Annotated in this window: 21 protein-coding genes and 1 pseudogene; 5 read left to right on the top strand and 17 right to left on the bottom strand. The window is 54.8% G+C overall.

The genetic code is table 11. The features are described 5' to 3' along the window. Positions 1-38: 38 nt before the first annotated feature. Entirely contained in the window at positions 39-644 is a 606-nt protein-coding gene (locus B1A75_RS07835; protein ID WP_074044220.1) for a biotin transporter BioY, read from the top strand. A 65-nt stretch (positions 645-709) separates the two neighbouring features. Here B1A75_RS07835 and B1A75_RS07830 read toward each other — a convergent pair whose 3' ends face one another. The 3 genes and pseudogenes from B1A75_RS07830 to B1A75_RS07820 form a co-directional block, all read right to left on the bottom strand. After that, entirely contained in the window at positions 710-1,708 is a 999-nt protein-coding gene (locus tag B1A75_RS07830; RefSeq protein ID WP_033010693.1) for an inorganic phosphate transporter, read from the bottom strand. Between the two features lie 18 nt (positions 1,709-1,726). After that, positions 1,727-2,347, bottom strand: a complete 621-nt coding sequence (locus B1A75_RS07825) for a DUF47 domain-containing protein (RefSeq protein WP_074044222.1) — start codon at positions 2,345-2,347, stop codon at positions 1,727-1,729. 270 nt (positions 2,348-2,617) lie between these two features. After that, positions 2,618-4,111 (bottom strand): annotated as a pseudogene (locus B1A75_RS07820) (leucyl aminopeptidase). Positions 4,112-4,294: 183 nt separating this feature from the next. Here B1A75_RS07820 and B1A75_RS07815 point away from each other — a divergent pair. Then, positions 4,295-5,104 carry a cobalamin-binding protein gene (locus B1A75_RS07815; protein ID WP_079936033.1) on the top strand — a complete coding sequence of 270 codons (810 nt, stop codon included), beginning with the start codon at positions 4,295-4,297 and terminating at the stop codon, positions 5,102-5,104. 17 nt (positions 5,105-5,121) lie between these two features. Here the strand turns inward: B1A75_RS07815 and B1A75_RS07810 are convergent, their stop codons facing one another. The 5 genes from B1A75_RS07810 to B1A75_RS07790 all read right to left on the bottom strand — a co-directional run bounded on the left by B1A75_RS07810 (position 5,122) and on the right by B1A75_RS07790 (position 8,655). Further along, positions 5,122-5,760, bottom strand: coding sequence for a 3D domain-containing protein (locus B1A75_RS07810; protein ID WP_079936032.1), 639 nt, complete (start codon positions 5,758-5,760; stop codon positions 5,122-5,124). A 243-nt stretch (positions 5,761-6,003) separates the two neighbouring features. After that, positions 6,004-6,327, bottom strand: coding sequence for a YuiB family protein (locus tag B1A75_RS07800; RefSeq protein WP_074044225.1), 324 nt, complete (start codon positions 6,325-6,327; stop codon positions 6,004-6,006). Between the two features lie 127 nt (positions 6,328-6,454). After that, positions 6,455-6,592, bottom strand: coding sequence for a YuiA family protein (locus B1A75_RS19830; protein ID WP_161496655.1), 138 nt, complete (start codon positions 6,590-6,592; stop codon positions 6,455-6,457). A 133-nt stretch (positions 6,593-6,725) separates the two neighbouring features. Continuing rightward, positions 6,726-7,220, bottom strand: a complete 495-nt coding sequence (locus B1A75_RS07795) for an NUDIX domain-containing protein (RefSeq protein WP_074044251.1) — start codon at positions 7,218-7,220, stop codon at positions 6,726-6,728. Between the two features lie 211 nt (positions 7,221-7,431). Further along, the gene (locus B1A75_RS07790; protein WP_074044252.1) at positions 7,432-8,655 is read right to left on the bottom strand and encodes an NAD(P)/FAD-dependent oxidoreductase; all 1,224 of its coding nucleotides are present in this window, start codon (positions 8,653-8,655) and stop codon (positions 7,432-7,434) included. 279 nt (positions 8,656-8,934) lie between these two features. Here B1A75_RS07790 and B1A75_RS07785 point away from each other — a divergent pair, with 279 nt between their 5' ends. Continuing rightward, positions 8,935-9,933, top strand: a complete 999-nt coding sequence (locus B1A75_RS07785) for an NAD(P)/FAD-dependent oxidoreductase (protein ID WP_176202394.1) — start codon at positions 8,935-8,937, stop codon at positions 9,931-9,933. A gap of 400 nt (positions 9,934-10,333) precedes the next feature. On the opposite strand, the gene B1A75_RS07780 is transcribed toward B1A75_RS07785, so the two are convergent. The 4 genes from B1A75_RS07780 to B1A75_RS07765 form a co-directional block, all read right to left on the bottom strand. Further along, positions 10,334-10,636 carry a LapA family protein gene (locus tag B1A75_RS07780; protein ID WP_079936031.1) on the bottom strand — a complete coding sequence of 101 codons (303 nt, stop codon included), beginning with the start codon at positions 10,634-10,636 and terminating at the stop codon, positions 10,334-10,336. A 225-nt stretch (positions 10,637-10,861) separates the two neighbouring features. After that, entirely contained in the window at positions 10,862-11,227 is a 366-nt protein-coding gene (locus tag B1A75_RS07775) for a HesB/IscA family protein (protein WP_013144338.1), read from the bottom strand. Positions 11,228-11,379: 152 nt separating this feature from the next. After that, positions 11,380-12,252 (bottom strand): diaminopimelate epimerase, encoded by an 873-nt coding sequence (gene dapF, locus B1A75_RS07770; protein ID WP_079936030.1) that lies wholly within the window; start codon positions 12,250-12,252, stop codon positions 11,380-11,382. A 133-nt stretch (positions 12,253-12,385) separates the two neighbouring features. After that, positions 12,386-12,625, bottom strand: coding sequence for a YuzB family protein (locus B1A75_RS07765; protein WP_011232428.1), 240 nt, complete (start codon positions 12,623-12,625; stop codon positions 12,386-12,388). A 171-nt stretch (positions 12,626-12,796) separates the two neighbouring features. Between B1A75_RS07765 and B1A75_RS07760 the strand changes: the two genes are divergently transcribed. Further along, on the top strand, positions 12,797-13,867 hold the full coding sequence (locus B1A75_RS07760) for an NAD(P)/FAD-dependent oxidoreductase (RefSeq protein ID WP_074044228.1): 1,071 nt from the start codon (positions 12,797-12,799) through the stop codon (positions 13,865-13,867). Positions 13,868-13,952: 85 nt separating this feature from the next. Here B1A75_RS07760 and B1A75_RS07755 read toward each other — a convergent pair whose 3' ends face one another. After that, complete coding sequence (locus B1A75_RS07755) at positions 13,953-14,306, bottom strand: YuzD family protein (protein ID WP_074044229.1); 354 nt, start codon at positions 14,304-14,306, stop codon at positions 13,953-13,955. A gap of 84 nt (positions 14,307-14,390) precedes the next feature. Here B1A75_RS07755 and B1A75_RS07750 point away from each other — a divergent pair, with 84 nt between their 5' ends. Further along, positions 14,391-14,633: a NifU family protein gene (locus B1A75_RS07750; RefSeq protein ID WP_011232431.1), complete on the top strand. Its 243-nt coding sequence runs from the start codon at positions 14,391-14,393 to the stop codon at positions 14,631-14,633. Positions 14,634-14,671: 38 nt separating this feature from the next. Here the strand turns inward: B1A75_RS07750 and thrB are convergent, their stop codons facing one another. From thrB to B1A75_RS07730, 4 genes are all read right to left on the bottom strand, one after another. After that, positions 14,672-15,586, bottom strand: coding sequence for a homoserine kinase (gene thrB / locus B1A75_RS07745; protein ID WP_074044230.1), 915 nt, complete (start codon positions 15,584-15,586; stop codon positions 14,672-14,674). Next, the gene (gene thrC, locus B1A75_RS07740) at positions 15,583-16,644 is read right to left on the bottom strand and encodes a threonine synthase (protein ID WP_079936029.1); all 1,062 of its coding nucleotides are present in this window, start codon (positions 16,642-16,644) and stop codon (positions 15,583-15,585) included. The genes thrB and thrC overlap by 4 nt, the downstream gene beginning before the upstream one ends. Next, a complete protein-coding gene (locus B1A75_RS07735) occupies positions 16,641-17,942 on the bottom strand; it encodes a homoserine dehydrogenase (protein WP_079936028.1) in 1,302 nt (433 codons plus the stop codon). Before B1A75_RS07735 ends, thrC begins: the two co-directional genes overlap by 4 nt. Positions 17,943-18,034: 92 nt before the next feature. Next, positions 18,035-19,009 (bottom strand): 2-hydroxyacid dehydrogenase, encoded by a 975-nt coding sequence (locus B1A75_RS07730; protein WP_079936027.1) that lies wholly within the window; start codon positions 19,007-19,009, stop codon positions 18,035-18,037. Positions 19,010-19,110 lie beyond the last annotated feature (101 nt).

The following is a 19,110-nucleotide window of genomic DNA, read 5'->3' as shown; positions in this document are numbered from 1 at the left end:
TACGATTTTGTTAACGAACAAAAAAAGGAGGTTTACATATGGGACGACGGACTTCGCTTCGACCGATTGACATGACGCTCGCCGCCATGTTCGTCGCCTTAATGGCAATCGGGGCGAACATTACGTCGTGGGCGCCGTTTCTTGTCGTCGGCGGTGTTCCCATTACGCTGCAAACGTTTTTCTGCGTCCTTGCCGGCGCGGTGTTAGGGCGGCGGCTCGGTGCGGTGGCCATGATTGTGTATATGCTCGTCGGCCTCGCCGGCGTGCCGGTGTTTGCCAAATTCGAAGGCGGACTGTCGATGATTTTCCAACCGACATTTGGCTTCATTCTTTCCTTTATCGTTGCCGCTTATGCGACCGGATGGGTCATCAACCGCGGCCCGCAGCCGGCGTCCAAGGCTCGTTTCGTCACCGCCGCCTTGGTCGGCATGGTCATCAACTATGTCATCGGCACGAACTGGATGTACATGGCGTACAAACTATGGGCAGAGGCGCCGGAAGGACTTTCGTACGGTATGGTGTGGGGCTGGATGCTTGCCCCGCTGCCCAAAGACATCCTCTTATCGATCGTCGCCGGCTTGATCGCCCCAAGGATTTGCCGGGCGATTCAACGCTCCTCAGCTGCCGGCCGCCCGGCCGCCTAAACGCGAAAAGCGCGCCTGTTGCCAAAAACAGGCGCGCTTTTTGTTTGGAAACCCTGGATCATGGATTAGAAGAATAAACGAAGGATCTGGTACACAAACCCAGCAATCAACGCTGACACTGGCAAGGTGATGATCCATGTCAGCACAATGCGGCGAGCGACGCCCCATTTGACGCCTTTCACCCGTTGGGCGGCGCCAACCCCCATGATGGCGGAGGAAATGACGTGCGTCGTGCTGACCGGCAAGTGGAACATCGTCGCCGAAAGAATGACGAGTGCGGACGACAAATCGGCCGCCGCCCCGTTGATCGGGCGGATTTTCATAATTTTTCCACCCACCGTTTTAATGATCTTCCACCCGCCGACAGCCGTTCCCAACCCCATGGCCAAAGCGGCAGAGATGCGCACCCATTCAGGAATGTCGGTCGTCGCGTGGTATCCGCCGGCGATTAACGCCATCGTAATGATCCCCATCGCTTTTTGAGCGTCGTTTGTTCCGTGCGTATACGCCTGAAACGCCGCCGTCACAATTTGAAACATCCGAAAGCCCCTCGTCGTGCTGTATAAGTTGGCGTTTTTAAAGATAAAGCGAAAAATGCTCATAATGATAAAGCCGACCCCTAACGCCAAAAACGGGGAAAGAATCAGCGATTGTAAAATTTTCAAAAACCCGCCATAATTCAAAATCCCAACCCCAGCCGCGGAAATCGCCGCCCCGGCGACCGAACCGATGATCGCGTGCGAAGAGCTGCTCGGAATGCCGTAATACCACGTGATCAAGTTCCAGGCAATTGCTGATGTCAACGCTGCTAAAATAATGAGCGGTCCATTTTCTAGCGCAAACGGATCGACAATGTCTTTCGTAATCGTTTTCGCGACGCCGGTAAAGGTGAGCGCACCGATAAAGTTCATCGTCGCAGCCAAAATAATGGCTTGACGCGGCGTAAGCGCCCTTGTCGACACCGATGTGGCAATGGCGTTGGCCGTATCGTGGAAGCCGTTGATAAAGTCAAACGCCAATGCGAAAATGACGATGCAGATCGTTAAAATCAGGATCGTATCCATAAAAATAACGTCCCCTTTTTATGCGTTGCGCATGATAATCGTCTCTAACGTATTGGCGACATCTTCACAACTGTCGGCAATCTCTTCCAACATTTCGTAAAGCTCTTTGTATTGAATGATTTTAATCGGGTCTTTTTGCGTCACAAACAAGTTTTTGATCGACGCGCGCAAAATTTCGTCGCACTTCGTTTCATAGTCCTTGATTTTAATGGCATGCTGGCGCATATCGAGCAATTTTTTGTTCGCAAGCAGCTCGAGGGCGTGAACAATTTCGATCGTGCTTTGATAAATATAGTCAAAAAATTTCACCATATGTTCATCGATGGCCGTGAACGAAAACATTTCAAACCGCGCCGAACATTGCTCAAACCCATCAAGCACATCGTCCATTTTCATCGCCAACTGGTGGATGTCTTCCCGCTCGATCGGCGTAATGAACGTTTTGTTCAATTGGACGACCAGTTCATGGATGAATGAATCGCCCTTTCGTTCATACTCTTTCATTACGCGGGCAAATTCTTTTAAGTCGCTGACGCTTTGAATTTTATACTCGACAAAATATTGTGCCGCTTCTTTGACGTTTTCCGAAATGGTGAACAGCATATCAAAAAAAACGTCTTTTTTCGGCGAAAAAATCATATCGGACACCCTCCATTTGCGGAATCAAAATCACCGCTACTTATTGTAACAATTTAAAATCCATTTACAATACAAAAAGAGAAAATTTACAATAGATTTACACTAACTTTACATTTTGTTCGCTTTTCCTGTTATGTACTATGTAGCGTGCCAAAAGAAAGCCAAAGCTATGCACGTTCGCTTCGGCTCGTTCGCTGCCGGCATACCGCCTTCACACTGGGCGCCTCTGCGCCAAGGCAGCGCCTGTCGATCGGCCTGCCGGCGTTCGTTTTATTCAAACCGTTCGACAAACGCGGTGAGCGTGCGCACCATCACGCCCGTCGCCCCAGCCGGACCGAGGTCGCCGTCTTTCTTTGTGGCGGCCGTGCCGGCGATATCCAAATGCACCTACGGTGTATCTTCCGCAAATTCGCCAATGAACGCCCCACCCATAATGGCGTGTCCTTCCCGCCCCGGAGAATTGTTCAAGTCGGCGATTTTGCTGCTTCGCACTCGCTCGCGGTCGTTTTCTGTAATTGGCAGCCGCCAAATGAACTCCCCGGTTTCCATCGACGCTTCAAGCAATTGCTCAAACAGCTCCTCATTGTTCGTCATCGCGCCCGTTTTGTCCGTGCCCAAGGCGACGATCACTCCGCCCGTTAACGTAGCGACATCGATGATATAGCTGGCGCCGTGCTGTTTCGCATAGGTTACCGCATCGGCCAAAATGAGCCGTCCTTCCGCATCAGTGTTTTTCACTTCAATCGTTTTTCCGGACAGCGACGTAATGACATCGTCCGGCTTGAACGCCTCGCCGCTGATCATATTGTCGGTCGCCGGAATGACGGCGAGCACGTTTTGTTCCGGCCGCAGTTCGCCGATGGCTTCCATCGCCCCGAGCACCGCTGCCGCGCCGGCCATATCGGTTTTCATGTCAACCATGCTGTCGCGCGGCTTCAAACAATAGCCGCCCGTATCAAACGTCACCCCTTTGCCGACGAGAGCGATCACGTTTTCCCATTGCTCTTTTCCTTGATATTTTAAGACGATCAGTTTGGGCGGCTGTTTCGATCCTTGGTTGACGGCCAAAAGCGCTCCCATGCCGAGCCGCTCCATATCTTCTTTCTCCAAAATTTCATAGTCAAAATCGTACCGGTTCGCGAGCTTCACGGCATAATCAGCCAAATCCGACGCCGTCAGCAAATTCCCCGGCGTATTGACGAGCGTGCGCGCCGAATTCGTCGCCTTCCCGTATACCGAGCCGACAAACAAGCTCGCCTCAATTTCCGCCGCTTCGGCCGCCGTGTAGACGATGAGCGATTCGAGCTGGTAATCCGGTTCTGACTTTTTCTGCTTATACCCAGGGAATTCATACGTCGCCAAATGATACGCTTCCGCCAAGGCGTGCGCCGCTTCGTTTCCATCGACGGCCTCGGTCGTAAACGTGTCCAGCGCGACCGCCGCTTTCGTCCGCTTCGCCTGCTTCAACGTGCGAAACAGCTTGCCGAACACCTCGCGCAGCCGCTCAAACGTCAACTCTTCTTTTTTGCCAAGGCCGACGAAGTAGAGCCGCTTCGCCCCCGTCGGCAAAAATGGATGAACGCTGGCGATGCGCCCCCGCTTCGCGGAAATATCGCCTTCTTTCTGCAGTTCCGACAGCCGTCCGCCAAGACGGGCATCGTATTCGCCGGCAAGGCCGCTCCATGAATTCGCCCCTTCAAACAAACCGATGACAAGCGCTTCATCCCGTTCCTCCACCGACGGCAAAGGTTTTACCGTAAACATCGTCTCATCCCTTTCCATGGTGATTCATTCCCACCTTCATTATAGCGAAGCAAAGCCATTCTTTCGACTATCTAACTTTCTCTCCTTGCGTTCACTCAAAAAAATCAGCCGAATCAGACAGGAAATCACGCGGGGCAAGGCGAATCCGTAATCATCACGATGATTTAGAAAGGACCGACGCTGATGAGAATCGTTTCCCTTTGTCCAAGCAACACCGAACTGCTCGCCTATCTCGGCCGCCTTGACGATGTCGTCGCCGTCGACGATTCGTCCGACTGGCCGCCGGAAGTGAAGCGGCTGCCGAAAGTCGGGCCGGATCTGCGCATTGATATGGATCAAGTCGAGGCGCTCAAACCGGATCTCGTCGTCGCATCCCTAAGCGTGCCCGGCATGGAGCGCAACGTCGAGGAGCTCAAACGGCGCGGGCTCCCGCATCTCGTGCTGGCGCCCCATTCGCTCGATGACATTGCCAACGACCTTCTTCAGCTTGGCGAGGCGCTTGGCGAAACGAAAAAAGCGGCTGAACTTGTCCGCCGCTATCATGACGTGCTTGATTGGCATCGCGAGCGGGCCGCATCGGCTGAACCGGCCCGCCTTTATTGGGAATGGTGGCCGCGGCCGATCTTCACACCGGGCGGCGCCAACTGGCTGAGCGAACTAAGTGAGCTCGCCGGCGGGCGCAACATTTTCTCCGACGTCCCGCAAGCGAGCGTTCAAACGGAATGGGACGACGTTCTCGCCCGCAATCCGTCGCACATCTTGCTCGTTTGGGTCGGCGTGCAGACAAAAAAAATGAGCCCGAAAGCCGTCACGGCGCGCCCGCACGCCCAACAGGCCGAGGCGGTCCGCACCGGGAACATCCACATTTTAGAAGAATCGCTCTATTGCCGTCCGTCTCCGCGCCTCTTGGTCGGATTAAAAAAATTGGCGCCGCTTTTGCATCCGGCTCTGTTCCCTCCCGCTGACGACAGCGATCCGCTCCTTTGTGGCTGACGGGCGGGAGCCCTCTTTCAACTTTTCGATTCCAAATATTGTTGACGAAACACTTGCATCGTTTCATCTTCGTTCAGCCGCTTCAACTCTTCCTCTGACAGCGTGCCATCGCCTTTTTGCACGATATAGACGTTGACTTTTCGTTTTCCCCAATATTTATATACATCTTCGACGGTTTCATAGTATAAGTCAATGCGATGGCCTTTGATCGCCCCGCCTTTGTCGGCGACGACGCCGAACCCGTATCCGGGGATGAACAAAATCGTGCCGATCGGAAACACGGTTAAATCCGCCGCAATCGTCGAATAAAGATCGCGTTTGACGCGGACGCCGGAGTACGTGATGCCATACTCAGGGTGATCGGGCGTTTTTCCAGTCGATTCAATGCCGGCCGTATAGCCGGTGGCGACCACTTCAACGGATGGATATTTTGACCAGTCAAAATGATCCTCAAGCCGCGGAACGGAGCGGCCCCCGTTTTTCGCGAGCTCTTTCATTCCCCAAATGGGCTGATGATCCATCGATAAAGCGCTGGGAAAGGGATGGAGAACCGTCTTCGCGTCAACCCCGGAAACGGACTCGAATGTCGCAAAGAGCGCCGCCAAAAACAGCAGCGTCATCGCGGTTCGGCGCACGAACTGCCTAAACCCATTCAATGCTCTCAACTCCTCTCACACCTCTATTTATCTCCATCCAAAATCGAAATATTCATTGCGAATGAGACAAAAAAACGAAAAAACCGTTGGCTCAAAACCGTCCATGAACGGCCTCATTGTGAAAACCGAGCGTAAAGCTTGTGCGTTTTGCCAAAAACATCCGCGAACCGACGTTGTGATCCGCTCGGGCGCTCATCAGCGCTGTTCACAAAAAAAAACGCCTCTGCCCAAGGCAGAGACGCTCTAAAACATTTGATATCCTTTGGCCCGCAGCGTGCGGATCGCCCATCCGGCGCAAAGAGCGCCGGCAAAGCCGCTTGACAAAATCAACAGATCCGCCGCCGCCAGCGAAGTGATTTTCCGGCCGAGCGCGGCGAACGCCTCGGACGGTGCGGTGAAATAGCGCGTTAACGGCACATCATCAATAATGAAAACCGCAATCAATGGAAAGCAGATCGCCGTAATCCATGTCATACGCAACAACATATTCACCAAAAACGCAATGCCAAAAAACAACACAAAAAATAAAACCATCGAAATCAAAACAACCGGCAAACTCATTTGCATCCGCCCTTCACCTCCCGTACACCCGTTTTCAGTGTACTGGATCGGGCGGATGACCGTCAATGTTCGTTCTCTTCTTTCATGATCGCCTGATTGGTTCCAAACGATGTTTCATGTCCTCAGACGAACGTCAATGGTCGTCATCCTCTTCGTGATCGCTTCCCGTTCCTTGGCAGCCGTAGCACGTTTCCGATCCGCCCAAGAGCAGCTGAACGTATCCGTGCCCCTCGCAGTACGGGCAGTCGTTCATTGTCAATGTTTTTGTCATCGATGTTCCCCTCCGTTTCTTTTTTTGTTAATATATCAAAATTTTCTGTAAAAACAAACAGCGATTCTTCCCTATTTTCGTTCATGTAAGCGAATACATCGACGACTTGCTTTGATTTTCTCGACTATTCTTTTCATTTCGATGATTCAAAGTAAAGGCGGTATTTCGTGTAGCCGAACGGGTCGCCGGGATTGAGTCCGTCATGCAGAGAAAGGGAGACAGGCGGCTCGAGCGCCAACAAATAGCGAAGCAAGCCTGATGTGTTCGGATCATTCTGGAGCGCCGTTTTGCTTAAAAACGCGGCGGCATACAGCTCATCCGTCTGCACGACGATCTCGCGCGAGAGCGGGCGCAAAAGAAAAATCGCCATATTGTCGCTGATCTCCCCAGCGATGACGCCGGTGCGCAAGCCAAGAAGCGCGACCGGTTCGGCATCGATCCCCGTTTCCTCCTTCACTTCCCGAACGGCCGCTTCATCGAGCATTTCCCCCGGCTGGACGAACCCGGCCGGCAGCGACCATTTGCCCTTTAGCCCGCTGTATTTTTTCTTGACAACGAGCCATTCCCCATTCTCGTTTATGACCAGTCCGGCCGCCGCAATCCAAACGTTTCCTCGTTTGTTGTCCATCGTCCTCATCCTTTTCTCCCTATCGTTATGCACCGTTTGTATTTCGACAATCGAGCGGCCGATCCCTGTTTGGCGGAAAGGGAAAAGCGATATCGCCGAACAGCTTGACTGACCGAAGCGCCAAGACGATAAGAGGATGCCTCATCCTCGGCCGCCACCCCGCTTGCCGACAAGAAAAGGCGCCCCATTGCGTTTCGGGCGCCTGCTTCCATTAGAAAAATTTGAATTTGCCTTTTTTCATCACAAGCGACGAACCGCCGATCAAATACAAGGCGCGGTTGTCGATCACTTTTTTCATGAAGCTCGCTTTGGCGCCCCACAGCTTTTTGCCGAACACGACGCCGATGGCATCATCATGGCCGAGCGAGCAAACCGTCCCTTTAATATCCGGCTTAAACGGCTCCAGCTCCCCTTGTCCACGGATGAGCACCGCCAAGTTTTTCGCGCACAGCTGGCCTTCTTGCATGGCGATTTGCGCCGTCGGCGGATACGGGCGGTTCGTTTCTTCATCAATCACGAGCGAACAGTCGCCGACGACGAAAATGTCTTCATGCCCCGGGACACGCAAGTACGGGTCCACTTTAATGCGCGCCCGCGCCGCTTCAAATCCAGATTCCTCGATGACGCGGCTGCCGCGCACGCCAGCCGCCCAAATGACTGTGCCGGCTTTAATTTCCTCCACATCATCACCTTTGGCGACAATGATGCCATCCGGCGTGCATTCCTTAATCGCCGTGCCGATTCGAAACTCGACTCCTTTGCGCTCAAGCAGGCTGACCGCGTACTCGACGAGCTCCGGATCGAAGCCCGGCAACGCCGTGGGCGCCGCCTCCACGCAAATGATGCGCACTTTGTGCGGGTCGATGTCATACTCGCGGCACAGCTCCGGCATCCGGTTGGCGAGCTCGCCTAAAAATTCAATGCCAGTAAATCCCGCCCCGCCGACGACGATCGTCAATCGCTCCTCTTTCTTTTCCTCTTCCGCGTTGTACGTCGCAAACTGGTATTCGATATGTTCGCGGATTTGCCGTGCGGCGTCGACGTTCGCGATCGAAAACGCGTATTCTTTCAAGCCTTTGATGCCGAACGTCTCCGACTCAAACCCGAGGGCGATGACAAGGTAATCGTACGTCAGCTCGCCATTTTCAAGCAACACTTTCTTTTCGCTCGGAACGATTTTCGTCACCGTATCTTGGATGAACTTCACTTTGTTCCGGTCGATGACATCGCTGATCGGATAGCGGACGCGGTCATGGTGCAGCGTCCCAGCCGATGCCTCATGAAGCCATGTCGTCTCATAATGGTAATCGTGCTTGTTTACAAGCGTAATGTTCGCTTCGTTCACGCCGATGAGCTTTTGCAGGCGAACGGTCGTCATGAGCCCGCCATAGCCAGCGCCTAAAATGACAACGTTTGGTTTTCTCACCTGAATCACTTCCACCCTTTTTCATTTTTTCTCATTCATTTGTTATAGCTTTTGCTGCGGTCCCCGTTTTTATTGAGCGAAGTTTGTGAAACAATTCACGTTAACCGCCAAAAAAATGTCGAGGGATTGTCACAAAAAATTAACAATCTCTCCATCCACCATATTAGCCCTTTTTCTTTCCCATTTCAAGCTTTTTTTCGCTGATTCCTAATAGAAAATTCCCCGTTATAACTGCACCCGTTTATGGTAAGATAAACTTGTAATGCCATAAGTTTAGCACGGGGAGGTATATCGGTGAAAGAAGACCGCAACATCTATGATGTCACCATTATCGGCGGCGGGCCGACCGGGATGTTTGCCGCGTTTTACGGCGGCTTGCGGCAAATGAAAGTCAAAATTATCGAAAGCCTTCCGCAGCTTGGAGGGCAGCTGGCTGCGTTATATCCGGAAAAATACATATATGATGTCGCCGGATTTCCGAAAGTGCGCGCCCAAGAGCTTGTCAACCAGCTGAAAGAGCAGATGGACCTATTTTCGCCGACCGTCTGCCTGAACGAGTCGGTCGACACGCTCGAAAAGCAGGAGGACGGAACGTTTAAACTCGTCACCAATCAACAAATCCATTATTCGAAAACGGTCATCATCACCGCCGGAAACGGCGCCTTTCAGCCGCGTCGGCTCGAAATCGAAAGCGCTTCCCGCTATGAAGGAAAAAACTTGCATTACTTCATCAACGACTTGGGGCAGTTTTCCGGAAAGCGCGTGCTCGTCTGCGGCGGCGGCGACTCGGCCGTTGACTGGTCGCTCATGCTCGAACCGATCGCCGCGAGCGTCACGATTGTGCATCGCCGCGACAAATTCCGCGCCCATGAACATAGCGTCGAGCAGCTCAAGAAGTCGAGCGTGCAAGTGAAAACGCCGTTTGTCCCCGTTGAACTCGTCGGTGATGAACACGCCATCCGCCAAGTCATCCTTGAGCATGTGAAAGAAGGAACGAAAGAAACGATCGATGTCGACGCCGTCATTGTCAACTACGGCTTTATTTCTTCGCTTGGCCCCATCAAAAACTGGGGGCTTGACATCGAAAAAAATGCGATCAAAGTCAACTCGCGGATGGAAACGAACATCCCCGGCGTGTATGCGGCGGGCGACATTTGCACGTACGACGGGAAAATTAAGCTGATCGCCTGCGGCTTTGGCGAAGCGCCGATCGCCATCAGCAGCGCCAAAACGTACATCGACCCGACGGCGCGGATGCAGCCGGCGCACTCGACATCGCTGTTTTAACATAGTTTCGAAAGAAGTCTCCCACTTCGAAACGAAGTGAAAGTGGGAGATGAATTTCGGTTGGCGATAGCCAACCAATATGATAATGTATGGTGAGAACGGACCCCTTCGGAACGAAGGGAAGCGTAAAGGGGTTTGGTGTGTGGCTTACCGTTCAGCGAACACGCACAAGTCGCTTGAAGCCCCCACCTCTCAGCAAAGCGTAGGCGGCGTGTAATTCACGCCATCGCCTTTTCCTTTCGGGCGTCAATCAAACATCCTCTTGCAACAAAGCGGGTGTCCCAAAAGCAGCGGGACACCCTTTCTTCATCGCCATCTACATGCACGAAGCGCTTTTGCGAAACGATATATTGCATCTTTCATGAAGAAAGACGGCCTTTTGAGACAGACTCTTCTTTTTTCATGCATCGCGCTCTTGTGAAACCGCTGTGCTTTGATCGTTCATCCCCTTGGCCGCCGTCCATGCTTCCTGCTCCTTCTGCAGCGCTTTCACCTGCCGGCGCAAGCTGAACAAACGCACCCATCCGAGCATGCCGACGACAAGGCCGCCAAGGACGGCCGAACCTAAAATGACGATAATGAGCGGCAAGCGGGTTTCGCCGACTAAATAATGGATCGTCACCTGCTCGACATTCGCCACCGCCAGCAGCGCAACAATGAGCGCCAAGACAAGCGCCAAGATGACATTGATTTGTCCTTTCATCGTTTCTCCTCCTTTGGCGCTCCCGAAAAGGCCGATGTTGGAGCGCGGCCGTTTTCCCCAATTTCGTGAGGGAAAGACCACCCTTCCAACATTTCGCCAGTCGGTACACGCCCGCGTTTTCAACCGGCCGTGCGGCGAAAACCGGCCTTCTCAAGAGCCCGACGATCACGGCAAGGCAGGCCGTTTGCCTCTGCCGGGCGGATGGAGGTCAACCTGTCCGTCCGCTTAGCATTGCTCCGGCGTGCCGGCATTGGTCGCTGTGCGGAACGAGGAGCCGCAGCCGCATGTCGCAATGGCGTTCGGATTGTTGATCGTAAACCCGCCGCCAAGCAGCGACTGTTTATAATCGATGACCGTTCCGCGCAAAATCGGCGCGCTGTCGCGGTCCACCAAAATTTTGATGCCGTGTTGCTCAAATTCGATGTCATCATCACGCCGCTCATGGTCAAAGCCCATGCCGTACGACAACCCGCTGCAGCCGCCGCCATGGACGCCGACGCGCAAGTACGCGCCCTCTTCTTCCTGCTCTTTCATCATATCTTTGATTTGAAACGCTGCCGCTTCTGTCAGCGTAATGACTGCCTCTGCCATCCATCATCCCTCCTTTAACGGTTGACACTGGCCAAACAACTTGGCCGTTTTTCGACAGGTTCGCCCGCTTTCACCCGACGGCTCGGATGGGGCGAATCCCCTTGAATGGTTCCCATCTTACTTAATAGTATACCGCCTTCGCCTTTCGATGCTCAACCGTTCCGCCCGCCTCGGTAGTAATAAACGCCGGTGCACACGGTCTCCGCCGGACCGGTCATGCGCACGCGCCCGTCATGCCCCCATACGATTGTTAAATCGCCGCCGGCCAAATGGACGACCGTTTCCTCCCCGCGCGCCGTTTTGCCGTTTAACACCGAAGCGACGACCGCCGCGCACGCTCCGGTCCCGCACGCCTGCGTCACACCGGAGCCGCGCTCCCAGACGCGGAAATGAAGCTCACGCTCGTTCACCACCTCGACAAACTCGACGTTCACCCCTTCCGGAAAGCGCGGGTCCTTTTCCACGAGCGGGCCAAGCGTCGTCACCGGCGCTTTTTGGATGTCATCGACGTAAAAGATCACATGCGGGTTGCCCATGGACACCGCCGTAATTTCATATTCGCCCCCAGCGATGGCAAACGGCTCGGCGACGACTCGCTCCGCTTTTGGTCCAACCATCGGAATGGCGCTCCGCTTAAGGCGCGGCTCGCCCATATCGACCGTCACGCTTGTCACTTCGCCATCTGCCACTGCCACACGGGCTTCGACAAGCCCGGAGAGCGTTTCAATCAAAAAGGTGCGGTCGCGGACGATGCCGTGCTCGTACGCGTATTTCGCCACGCAGCGCAAGCCGTTGCCGCAGTTTTTCCCTTCCGAGCCGTCGCTGTTAAAAATGCGCATTTTGACTGGCGCTTTCTCCGATGGACAAATGAGAATCAAGCCATCGGAGCCGATGCCTGTGTGGACATCGGCGACGCTGCGGGCGATCGCCGGCAGCTCCTCCTCGGGCAATGTTTCCCGGAACAGATCAACGTATATGTAGCTATTACCCAATCCATGCATTTTCGTAAACGAAAAAGAACGCACATGACTCCCTCCTGAACATTTTTTGCGCTTCGCATGTATAATGGCGGCATCTCCTGGGCACAATGGGAATATCCCCCGTTTTTTCATTATACATTGAAGAGGATGCCGCATCGCAGGCATCCTCCTTTTTTCGTTAAAACATTGGGTTTTCCTCGAGATGCCGATAAATATTTTCCACGAGCTGCTCGGGCGTTTCGCCGCTGACAAACTCGCCGTTGACGAGCGCAAACAGCGTTTCCGCGCAGCGTGTGCAATAGCTTAAGCAGCTGTATTCAATGATGTCCAAGTTCGGATCCTTTTCCAACATTTCCATTGCTTTGTACGACCCGCTGGCTAAGTTGCTGATGCAAAATTCGATGATTGGCAGCATCATGCGCATGTTCACCTTCCTGCTTCCCATCGTAGCGGTTTTCCGGCGCGGCGTCAATGAACATGCTCGTTCGATCGAGGAAGCGGAAAAATTATTGTTCTTTTGTCACAATTTCGTTATACTTTTCTATGGCATTGTCGGCTTTAGAAACTCGACAAAAGGGGATTTTTCACGATGAGACAACTTGTATTGCTTGGCGGAGGATACGGCAATATGCGCATTTTGCAGCGCCTCCTTCCGGACGGATTGCCAAACGACATTCATATTATCCTCATCGACCGCGTTCCGTACCATTGTTTAAAAACGGAATATTACGCCTTGGCCGCGGGGACGGTCAGCGACCATCATATTCGCGTCCCGTTTCCGGAACATCCGCAGCTTGTGTACCAATTCGGCGAAGTCGTCTCGATTGATCTCGACCAGCAACTCGTCCATTTAAAGGATGGGAGCAGCGTCCGCTACGATGATGTCGTGATCGGATTGGGCTGCGAAGACAAATACCACGGGGTGCCGGGCGCCGAGGCGCATACGTACAGCATCCAGTCGATCGATAAGGCGCGCGCCGCCTATGAAGCGCTGAACAATTTGCCGCCGAAAGCGACGGTCGGCATCGTCGGCGCGGGATTGAGCGGCGTCGAGCTGGCCAGCGAACTGGCGGAGAGCCGTCCGGACTTGCACATCAAGCTGTTTGACCGCGGTGAGCGCATTTTGCCGATGTTTCCGAAACGGTTGAGCGATTATGTGGAAGGATGGTTCGTTGAACACAAGGTGGAAATCGTCCGCAACTCCAACGTCACGAAAGTCGAACCTGGCGTCTTGTACAACCACGACGAGCCGGTGGAATGCGACGTCATCGTCTGGACGGCCGGCATTCAGCCCAACCGCGTCGTCCGCGAGCTGAAGGTCGAAAAAGATAAGCAAGGACGTATCGTCCTGACGAAACGGCACCACATCCCCGGCTATGAAAACGCCTACGTCGTCGGCGACTGTGCGAGCCTGCCGCATTCCCCGAGCGCCCAGCTCGCTGAAGCGCAAGCCGAGCAAATCGTCCAAGTGCTGCAAAAGCGATGGAACGGCGAAGAACCGCCGAGCGAATTCCCGCCGATCAAATTAAAAGGCATTCTCGGCTCGCTCGGCAAAAAACACGGCTTCGGCCTGCTCGCCGACCGCCCGCTCACCGGCCGGGTGCCGCGTTTGCTGAAATCGGGCATTTTGTGGATGTACAAGCACCACCACGGGTACTGAATCAAGACAGCGCAACACAGCCTCAGCCTTTTCGATCGATCGACGTTTGCGGAAAGGCAGACATTGAGCGCATAAAAGGCGGAGCTTATTCCGCCTTTTTCCCTTCATGCGCCGATGGCCGGTACCCGAATTTTTCCATTTCTGCATAAATCACCTTCAGCCGCGGGTTCCCTTCAGCGACGACGTTCCCTTCCACCACAACAACCGGATACACCCAGTCTTCTTCGACGATCGTCTGCGCAAGCTTCCGCTTCGCCTCATCATCGGCCGGCGGCGCGAAAATATCGACGTACGTCATCACAAACGGCTGATCGGGATATTTGCGGCGCAACGCGGCCTCGAGCCATTCGTACGTCTCTTTCGACGACGGGAGCTGCACGCACGACGGGCAAATGATGTCAGCCCCATATACACAAATTTCGATCGGTTTGAATGTCATCTGTGTCACCCTTTAGGAAAGCAAAATTTATCATTAGATTTTTTTCCTCACCATGATTATAATAAAAAGTAAAGAAAGGAGTCGATGGAAATGACGGATCAAGAAATTAAAGAACAAGTGCAAGAAGTTTTAGATAAACTCCGCCCGTTTCTGCTTCGCGACGGCGGCGACTGCGAACTCGTCGATGTGGAAGACGGCGTCGTGAAACTTCGCCTCCTCGGCGCATGCGGCAGCTGCCCGAGCTCGACGATCACGCTCAAAGCCGGAATTGAGCGCGCGTTGTTTGAAGAAGTGCCGGGCGTCGTCGAAGTGGAACAAGTGTTTTAATATAAAAAATCCGAACAGCGGCCGCTGTTCGGATTTTTTTACGCCTCAAGCGCCAGCTTGTAGACGCGGCTGCCGCGCGGCTCGACGGAAAGACGCGCGATTTCGCACGCTGGAAAATGCGGGCGCAGCCGCCGCGCGAGCCGCTCTCCTTGGCCCGGTTCGGCAAAGACGAGCACCGTCGGCCCCGCTCCGCTCAGCGCCGCACCGATCGCTTCGTATTCAAGAGCGAGCGCCTCCGCCCGCTCGAGTTCCGGAACGAGCTGTCTCCGATACGGCTGATGGAACAAATCGGCGGCCATCATCCGGCCGGCAAGCTTCCAGTTTTTCGTGAGCAACGCGGCGACGAGAACGTTGCTGACGGCGCTCGCCTCGACCGCCCGCTCTCTCGTCCATTGCTCCGGCAGCTGTCCGCGCGCTTTTTTCGTTTCCAATTCGTACTCCGGAATAATGGCGACAAGCTCTACATCCAATTGCGGAATATGGACGACATCCACGCCCGCCTCGCGGCAGCAGCCGATGACAAGCCCCCCGTACAACGAGGCGCCGACATTGTCCGGATGTCCTTCGTATCGGGTCGCCAACTCCATCTTTTGCTCGCGCGGCAACTGAAGCCCAAGCAGCGCGTCAGCGAGCTCAATGCCGGCGACGACCGCCGCCGCGCTGCTCCCGAGCCCGCGCGTAAACGGAATGTCGCTGTACACATCGACCGCACAGCTCGGCAGCCGGTGGCCGTAAACGTCCGCCGTCTCCGCCGCCACTCGGTACACCAAATTGTCCGTCCCACGCGGAATGCCGCTCACTTCCGCCGTCTTTGGCGCAAACGACCACGCATCCGCCAAGCGGACGTCAAGCGTCAAATAGCGATTGACCGCGAGCCCGACCGAGTCAAATCCGGGCCCTAGGTTCGCCGTGCTTCCCGGAACGACGATCTTCAACATCTCGTCTTCCTTCATGTACGGACAACCCCTTGCAAATGCTCCAAGACAACTTGTTCATCGTTCGGCAGCACGATCGGCTCGATCGCCGCAGTCTCCAAGGCGATGGCCGGATCTTTCAGACCGTTGCCAGTGAGAACCGCGACGACGAGGCTGCCGCGTTCGATTTCGTTCCGTTCGAGCTGCTTGATCACCCCGGCGATCGCCGCGCATGACGCCGGTTCGGCAAAAATGCCTTCCGTCCGGGCGAGCCGCTTGTAGGCGGCCAAAATTTCTGCGTCGCTCACCTCATCAATTTTCCCGCGCGACTCGCTCGCCGCCTCGACCGCTTTGTCCCAGCTCGCCGGATTGCCGATGCGGATCGCGGTCGCCACCGTCTCCGGCTGTTCAATCACCCGGTTGCGGACGATCGCCGCCGCTCCTTCCGCTTCAAAGCCGCGCATTTGCGGCAAGCCCGTTCCTTTCGCTTCATGGTACTCCTTAAACCCTTTCCAATAGGCGGTGATGTTGCCGGCGTTGCCGACTGGAATGGCGAGCACGTCCGGGGCGCGCCCAAGCTGGTCGCACACTTCAAACGCCGCCGTTTTTTGCCCTTCGATCCGGTACGGATTGACCGAGTTGACGAGCGTAATCGGCGCCGTTTCGCTCAACCGGCGCACCATTTTGAGCGCCTCGTCAAAGTTGCCGTCAATCGCAAAAATTTCCGCGCCGTACATGGCGGCTTGCGCCAACTTGCCGAGGGCGATCTTGCCGTTCGGAACGACGACGAGGCAGCGCATGCCGGCGCGCGCCGCGTAGGCGGCCGCTGAAGCCGATGTATTGCCGGTTGAGGCGCAGATGATCGTATGGCTTCCTTCCTCTTTCGCCTTGGCCACCGCCATCACCATGCCGCGGTCTTTAAACGAACCGGTCGGGTTCGCCCCTTCGACCTTGACATAGAGCGCAATGCCGAGCTCCTCCGACAAGCGCGGCAGCGGGATGAGCGGCGTATTCCCTTCGCAAAGCGACAGCCTCGGCGTCGCCGCAGAGAGCGGCAAAAAATCGCCGTAGGCGTCAAGCAGCCCTTTCCATGTCATGACCGTTTCTCTCCTTCCACTCGATATGAACTTTGCACCCGCTCAACAATTTCCAAATCGCCGAGCTGCTGCAAAATGTCTTCGTAGTCTTGCTGAGAGGCGTCATGCGTGACGATGACGATTTCCGCTAGGCCATCCTCTTTCAGCGGCAATTGCAAAATTTTCTCAAAGCTCACCCCGCGCTGCGAAAACAGCGTCGTAATTTTGGCAAACGCGCCGACCTGGTCTTTGACGTGAATGCGCAAAAAGTATTTCGAGAAAATTTCCGCCGGCGTCTTCAACTGCTTTTCATATTGCGGCGCGACGGCATAGCGGCCGTTGACGCCAAGGCGCATATTTTTCATCACCGCGACCAAGTCGGAGACAACCGCCGTCGCCGTCGGCAAGCTCCCGGCCCCCGGCCCGTAAAACATCGTCTCTCCGACCGCTTCGCCGTATACGTACACCGCATTGTATTCGTTGTGCACGGACGCCAACGGATGCGAATCCGGCAAAAACGTCGGCTGGACGCTCACCTCGACCTTCTGCCCGTCGCGCTGGGCGATGCCGATCAATTTCATCGTGTAGCCGAGCCGCTTCCCGTAGTTCAAGTCTTCCTCCGTCACTTGGGTGATGCCTTTCACTTGCACATCGTCCAAGTCGATGTCCATTGAAAAGCCAAGGCGGGCCAAAATCGCCATTTTCCGCGCCGCATCCAGCCCTTCGACGTCTGACGTCGGATCGGCTTCCGCAAACCCGAGCGCCTGCGCTTCGGCGAGCACGTCCTCATAGGAAGCGCCGTTTTGCGACATTTTCGTCAAAATGTAGTTCGTCGTCCCGTTCACAATGCCCATGAGCTTCGTAATCCGGTCCGACGCCAAGCCGTCAACCAAGCTGCGCAAAATCGGAATGCCGCCGGCGACGCTCGCTTCATAAAACAAATCGCAGCGGTATTCCGCCGCCACCCGAAGCAGCTCCGACCCGTAGACGGCCATTAAGTCTTTATTGGCGGTCACGACATGCTTCCCTTGGCGCAGCGCCCGCAATAGCAGCTCTTTTGTCTCCTCAATGCCGCCCATCACTTCGATGATGACATCAATGTCCGGATCGTCAATCACCTCAGCCGCACTCGTCGTAAGGAGCGACGGGTCAACGGCGACATCACGCGGTTTCTGTACATCCCGGACAAGGATTTTTTTCACCTTCACCGGGCAACCAACCTGATGCATCAATTTTTCTTGGTGGTTTTCAATAATTTTGACCACGCCGCTCCCGACCGTTCCTAATCCTAACAATCCGACCAAAATTGGTTTTTCCATGATTCCCGCCCCTTCTGTTTACGTACAGTAGACATTTGTATTTTTATAGTAGACATTATAAAAGACGATCGGCCATTTAGCAATGAAAATTTTTACGAGATCCGGTTCACCGGCGTCAGCGGCGGCCGTCCTTCGAGCACGGCGATGATGTTGTCGCGCGCCAATGTCATCATGGCGCGCCGCGTTTCGTACGTGGCGCTGCCGATATGCGGCAAGGCGACGACGTTCGGAAGCGAAACGAGCGGATGATCGGCCGCGACCGGCTCGTGTTCAAATACATCCAATCCCGCCGCGGCGATCTCCCCGCCGACCAGCGCCTCATACAGCGCCTGTTCATCGGCGACCGCTCCGCGCGCCGCGTTAATGAAAATCGCGGACTTCTTCATTTGCCGGAACGCCTCGCGGTTGAACAAATGGCGCGTCTCGGAGGTGAGCGGCGTCAAGCAGACGACAAAATCGCTCTCCGCCAGCAAGTCGGCGAACGGACGGTAGACGGCGCCAAGCTTCTCTTCCGCCTCCGGACGGCGGGAGCGGTTGTAATACAGAATGTTCATGTCAAACCCCTTCGCCCGTTTCGCCACCGCCTGGCCGATGTTCCCCATGCCGACGATGCCGATCGTTTTATGATGGACATCGGCGCCCGCAAGCAAAAACGGGCTCCAGCTTTTCCATTTCCCTTCTTTCAAAAACATAGCCGCTTCGACAAGGCGGCGGGCGGTGGCCAATAAAAGCGCAAACGTCAAATCGGCCGTCGTATCGGTCAATACATCGGGTGTATTGCAAACGAGAATGCCGCGATGGGTCGCCGCCGCTACATCAATGTTATCGTAGCCGACGCCCATATTGGCGACGACTCGGAGCGCCGAACCGGCGGACAAGACGTCTTCATCGATCGGATCAGACACCATCGGCAAGATGGCCGTCGCCCGTTTCGCCTTTTCCACGAGCACATCGCGCGGCACGGCCATATCTTCATGGGGCCACATCTCTACTTCAGCGATGGCCAAAAGCGGCGCGACCACGTCCTCGGGCAATTTTCGCGTAATGAATACATACGGCTTCGTCATGGTGCAGCCTCCCGCATCGTTTTTTCTAAATCTTATCACAACTTTGGCCGAAAAAAAAACAGGAAGTTGTCCTTAGGGTTTAACGGCAGGGAAGCGGTCGT

Source organism: Geobacillus sp. LEMMY01 (assembly GCF_002042905.1).
Taxonomy (GTDB): domain Bacteria; phylum Bacillota; class Bacilli; order Bacillales; family Anoxybacillaceae; genus Geobacillus; species Geobacillus proteiniphilus.
The sequence above is the reverse complement of the archived record's forward strand: the minus strand, read 5'-3'. Positions and strand labels throughout refer to the sequence as shown.

Excerpts from the sequence above, each read along its gene's own strand:
- B1A75_RS07835 (WP_074044220.1), top strand. The coding sequence starts at position 39 with ATGGGACGACGGACTTCGCTTCGACCGATTGACATGACGCTCGCCGCC.
- B1A75_RS07830 (WP_033010693.1), bottom strand. The coding sequence starts at position 1,708 with ATGGATACGATCCTGATTTTAACGATCTGCATCGTCATTTTCGCATTG.
- B1A75_RS07825 (WP_074044222.1), bottom strand. The coding sequence starts at position 2,347 with ATGATTTTTTCGCCGAAAAAAGACGTTTTTTTTGATATGCTGTTCACC.
- B1A75_RS07815 (WP_079936033.1), top strand. The coding sequence starts at position 4,295 with ATGAGAATCGTTTCCCTTTGTCCAAGCAACACCGAACTGCTCGCCTAT.
- B1A75_RS07800 (WP_074044225.1), bottom strand. The coding sequence starts at position 6,327 with ATGCAAATGAGTTTGCCGGTTGTTTTGATTTCGATGGTTTTATTTTTT.
- B1A75_RS19830 (WP_161496655.1), bottom strand. The coding sequence starts at position 6,592 with ATGACAAAAACATTGACAATGAACGACTGCCCGTACTGCGAGGGGCAC.
- B1A75_RS07795 (WP_074044251.1), bottom strand. The coding sequence starts at position 7,220 with ATGGACAACAAACGAGGAAACGTTTGGATTGCGGCGGCCGGACTGGTC.
- B1A75_RS07780 (WP_079936031.1), bottom strand. The coding sequence starts at position 10,636 with ATGAAAGGACAAATCAATGTCATCTTGGCGCTTGTCTTGGCGCTCATT.
- B1A75_RS07775 (WP_013144338.1), bottom strand. The coding sequence starts at position 11,227 with ATGGCAGAGGCAGTCATTACGCTGACAGAAGCGGCAGCGTTTCAAATC.
- B1A75_RS07765 (WP_011232428.1), bottom strand. The coding sequence starts at position 12,625 with ATGATGCTGCCAATCATCGAATTTTGCATCAGCAACTTAGCCAGCGGG.
- B1A75_RS07760 (WP_074044228.1), top strand. The coding sequence starts at position 12,797 with ATGAGACAACTTGTATTGCTTGGCGGAGGATACGGCAATATGCGCATT.
- B1A75_RS07755 (WP_074044229.1), bottom strand. The coding sequence starts at position 14,306 with ATGACATTCAAACCGATCGAAATTTGTGTATATGGGGCTGACATCATT.
- B1A75_RS07750 (WP_011232431.1), top strand. The coding sequence starts at position 14,391 with ATGGAAATGACGGATCAAGAAATTAAAGAACAAGTGCAAGAAGTTTTA.
- thrB (WP_074044230.1), bottom strand. The coding sequence starts at position 15,586 with ATGAAGGAAGACGAGATGTTGAAGATCGTCGTTCCGGGAAGCACGGCG.
- thrC (WP_079936029.1), bottom strand. The coding sequence starts at position 16,644 with ATGACATGGAAAGGGCTGCTTGACGCCTACGGCGATTTTTTGCCGCTC.
- B1A75_RS07735 (WP_079936028.1), bottom strand. The coding sequence starts at position 17,942 with ATGGAAAAACCAATTTTGGTCGGATTGTTAGGATTAGGAACGGTCGGG.
- B1A75_RS07730 (WP_079936027.1), bottom strand. The coding sequence starts at position 19,009 with ATGACGAAGCCGTATGTATTCATTACGCGAAAATTGCCCGAGGACGTG.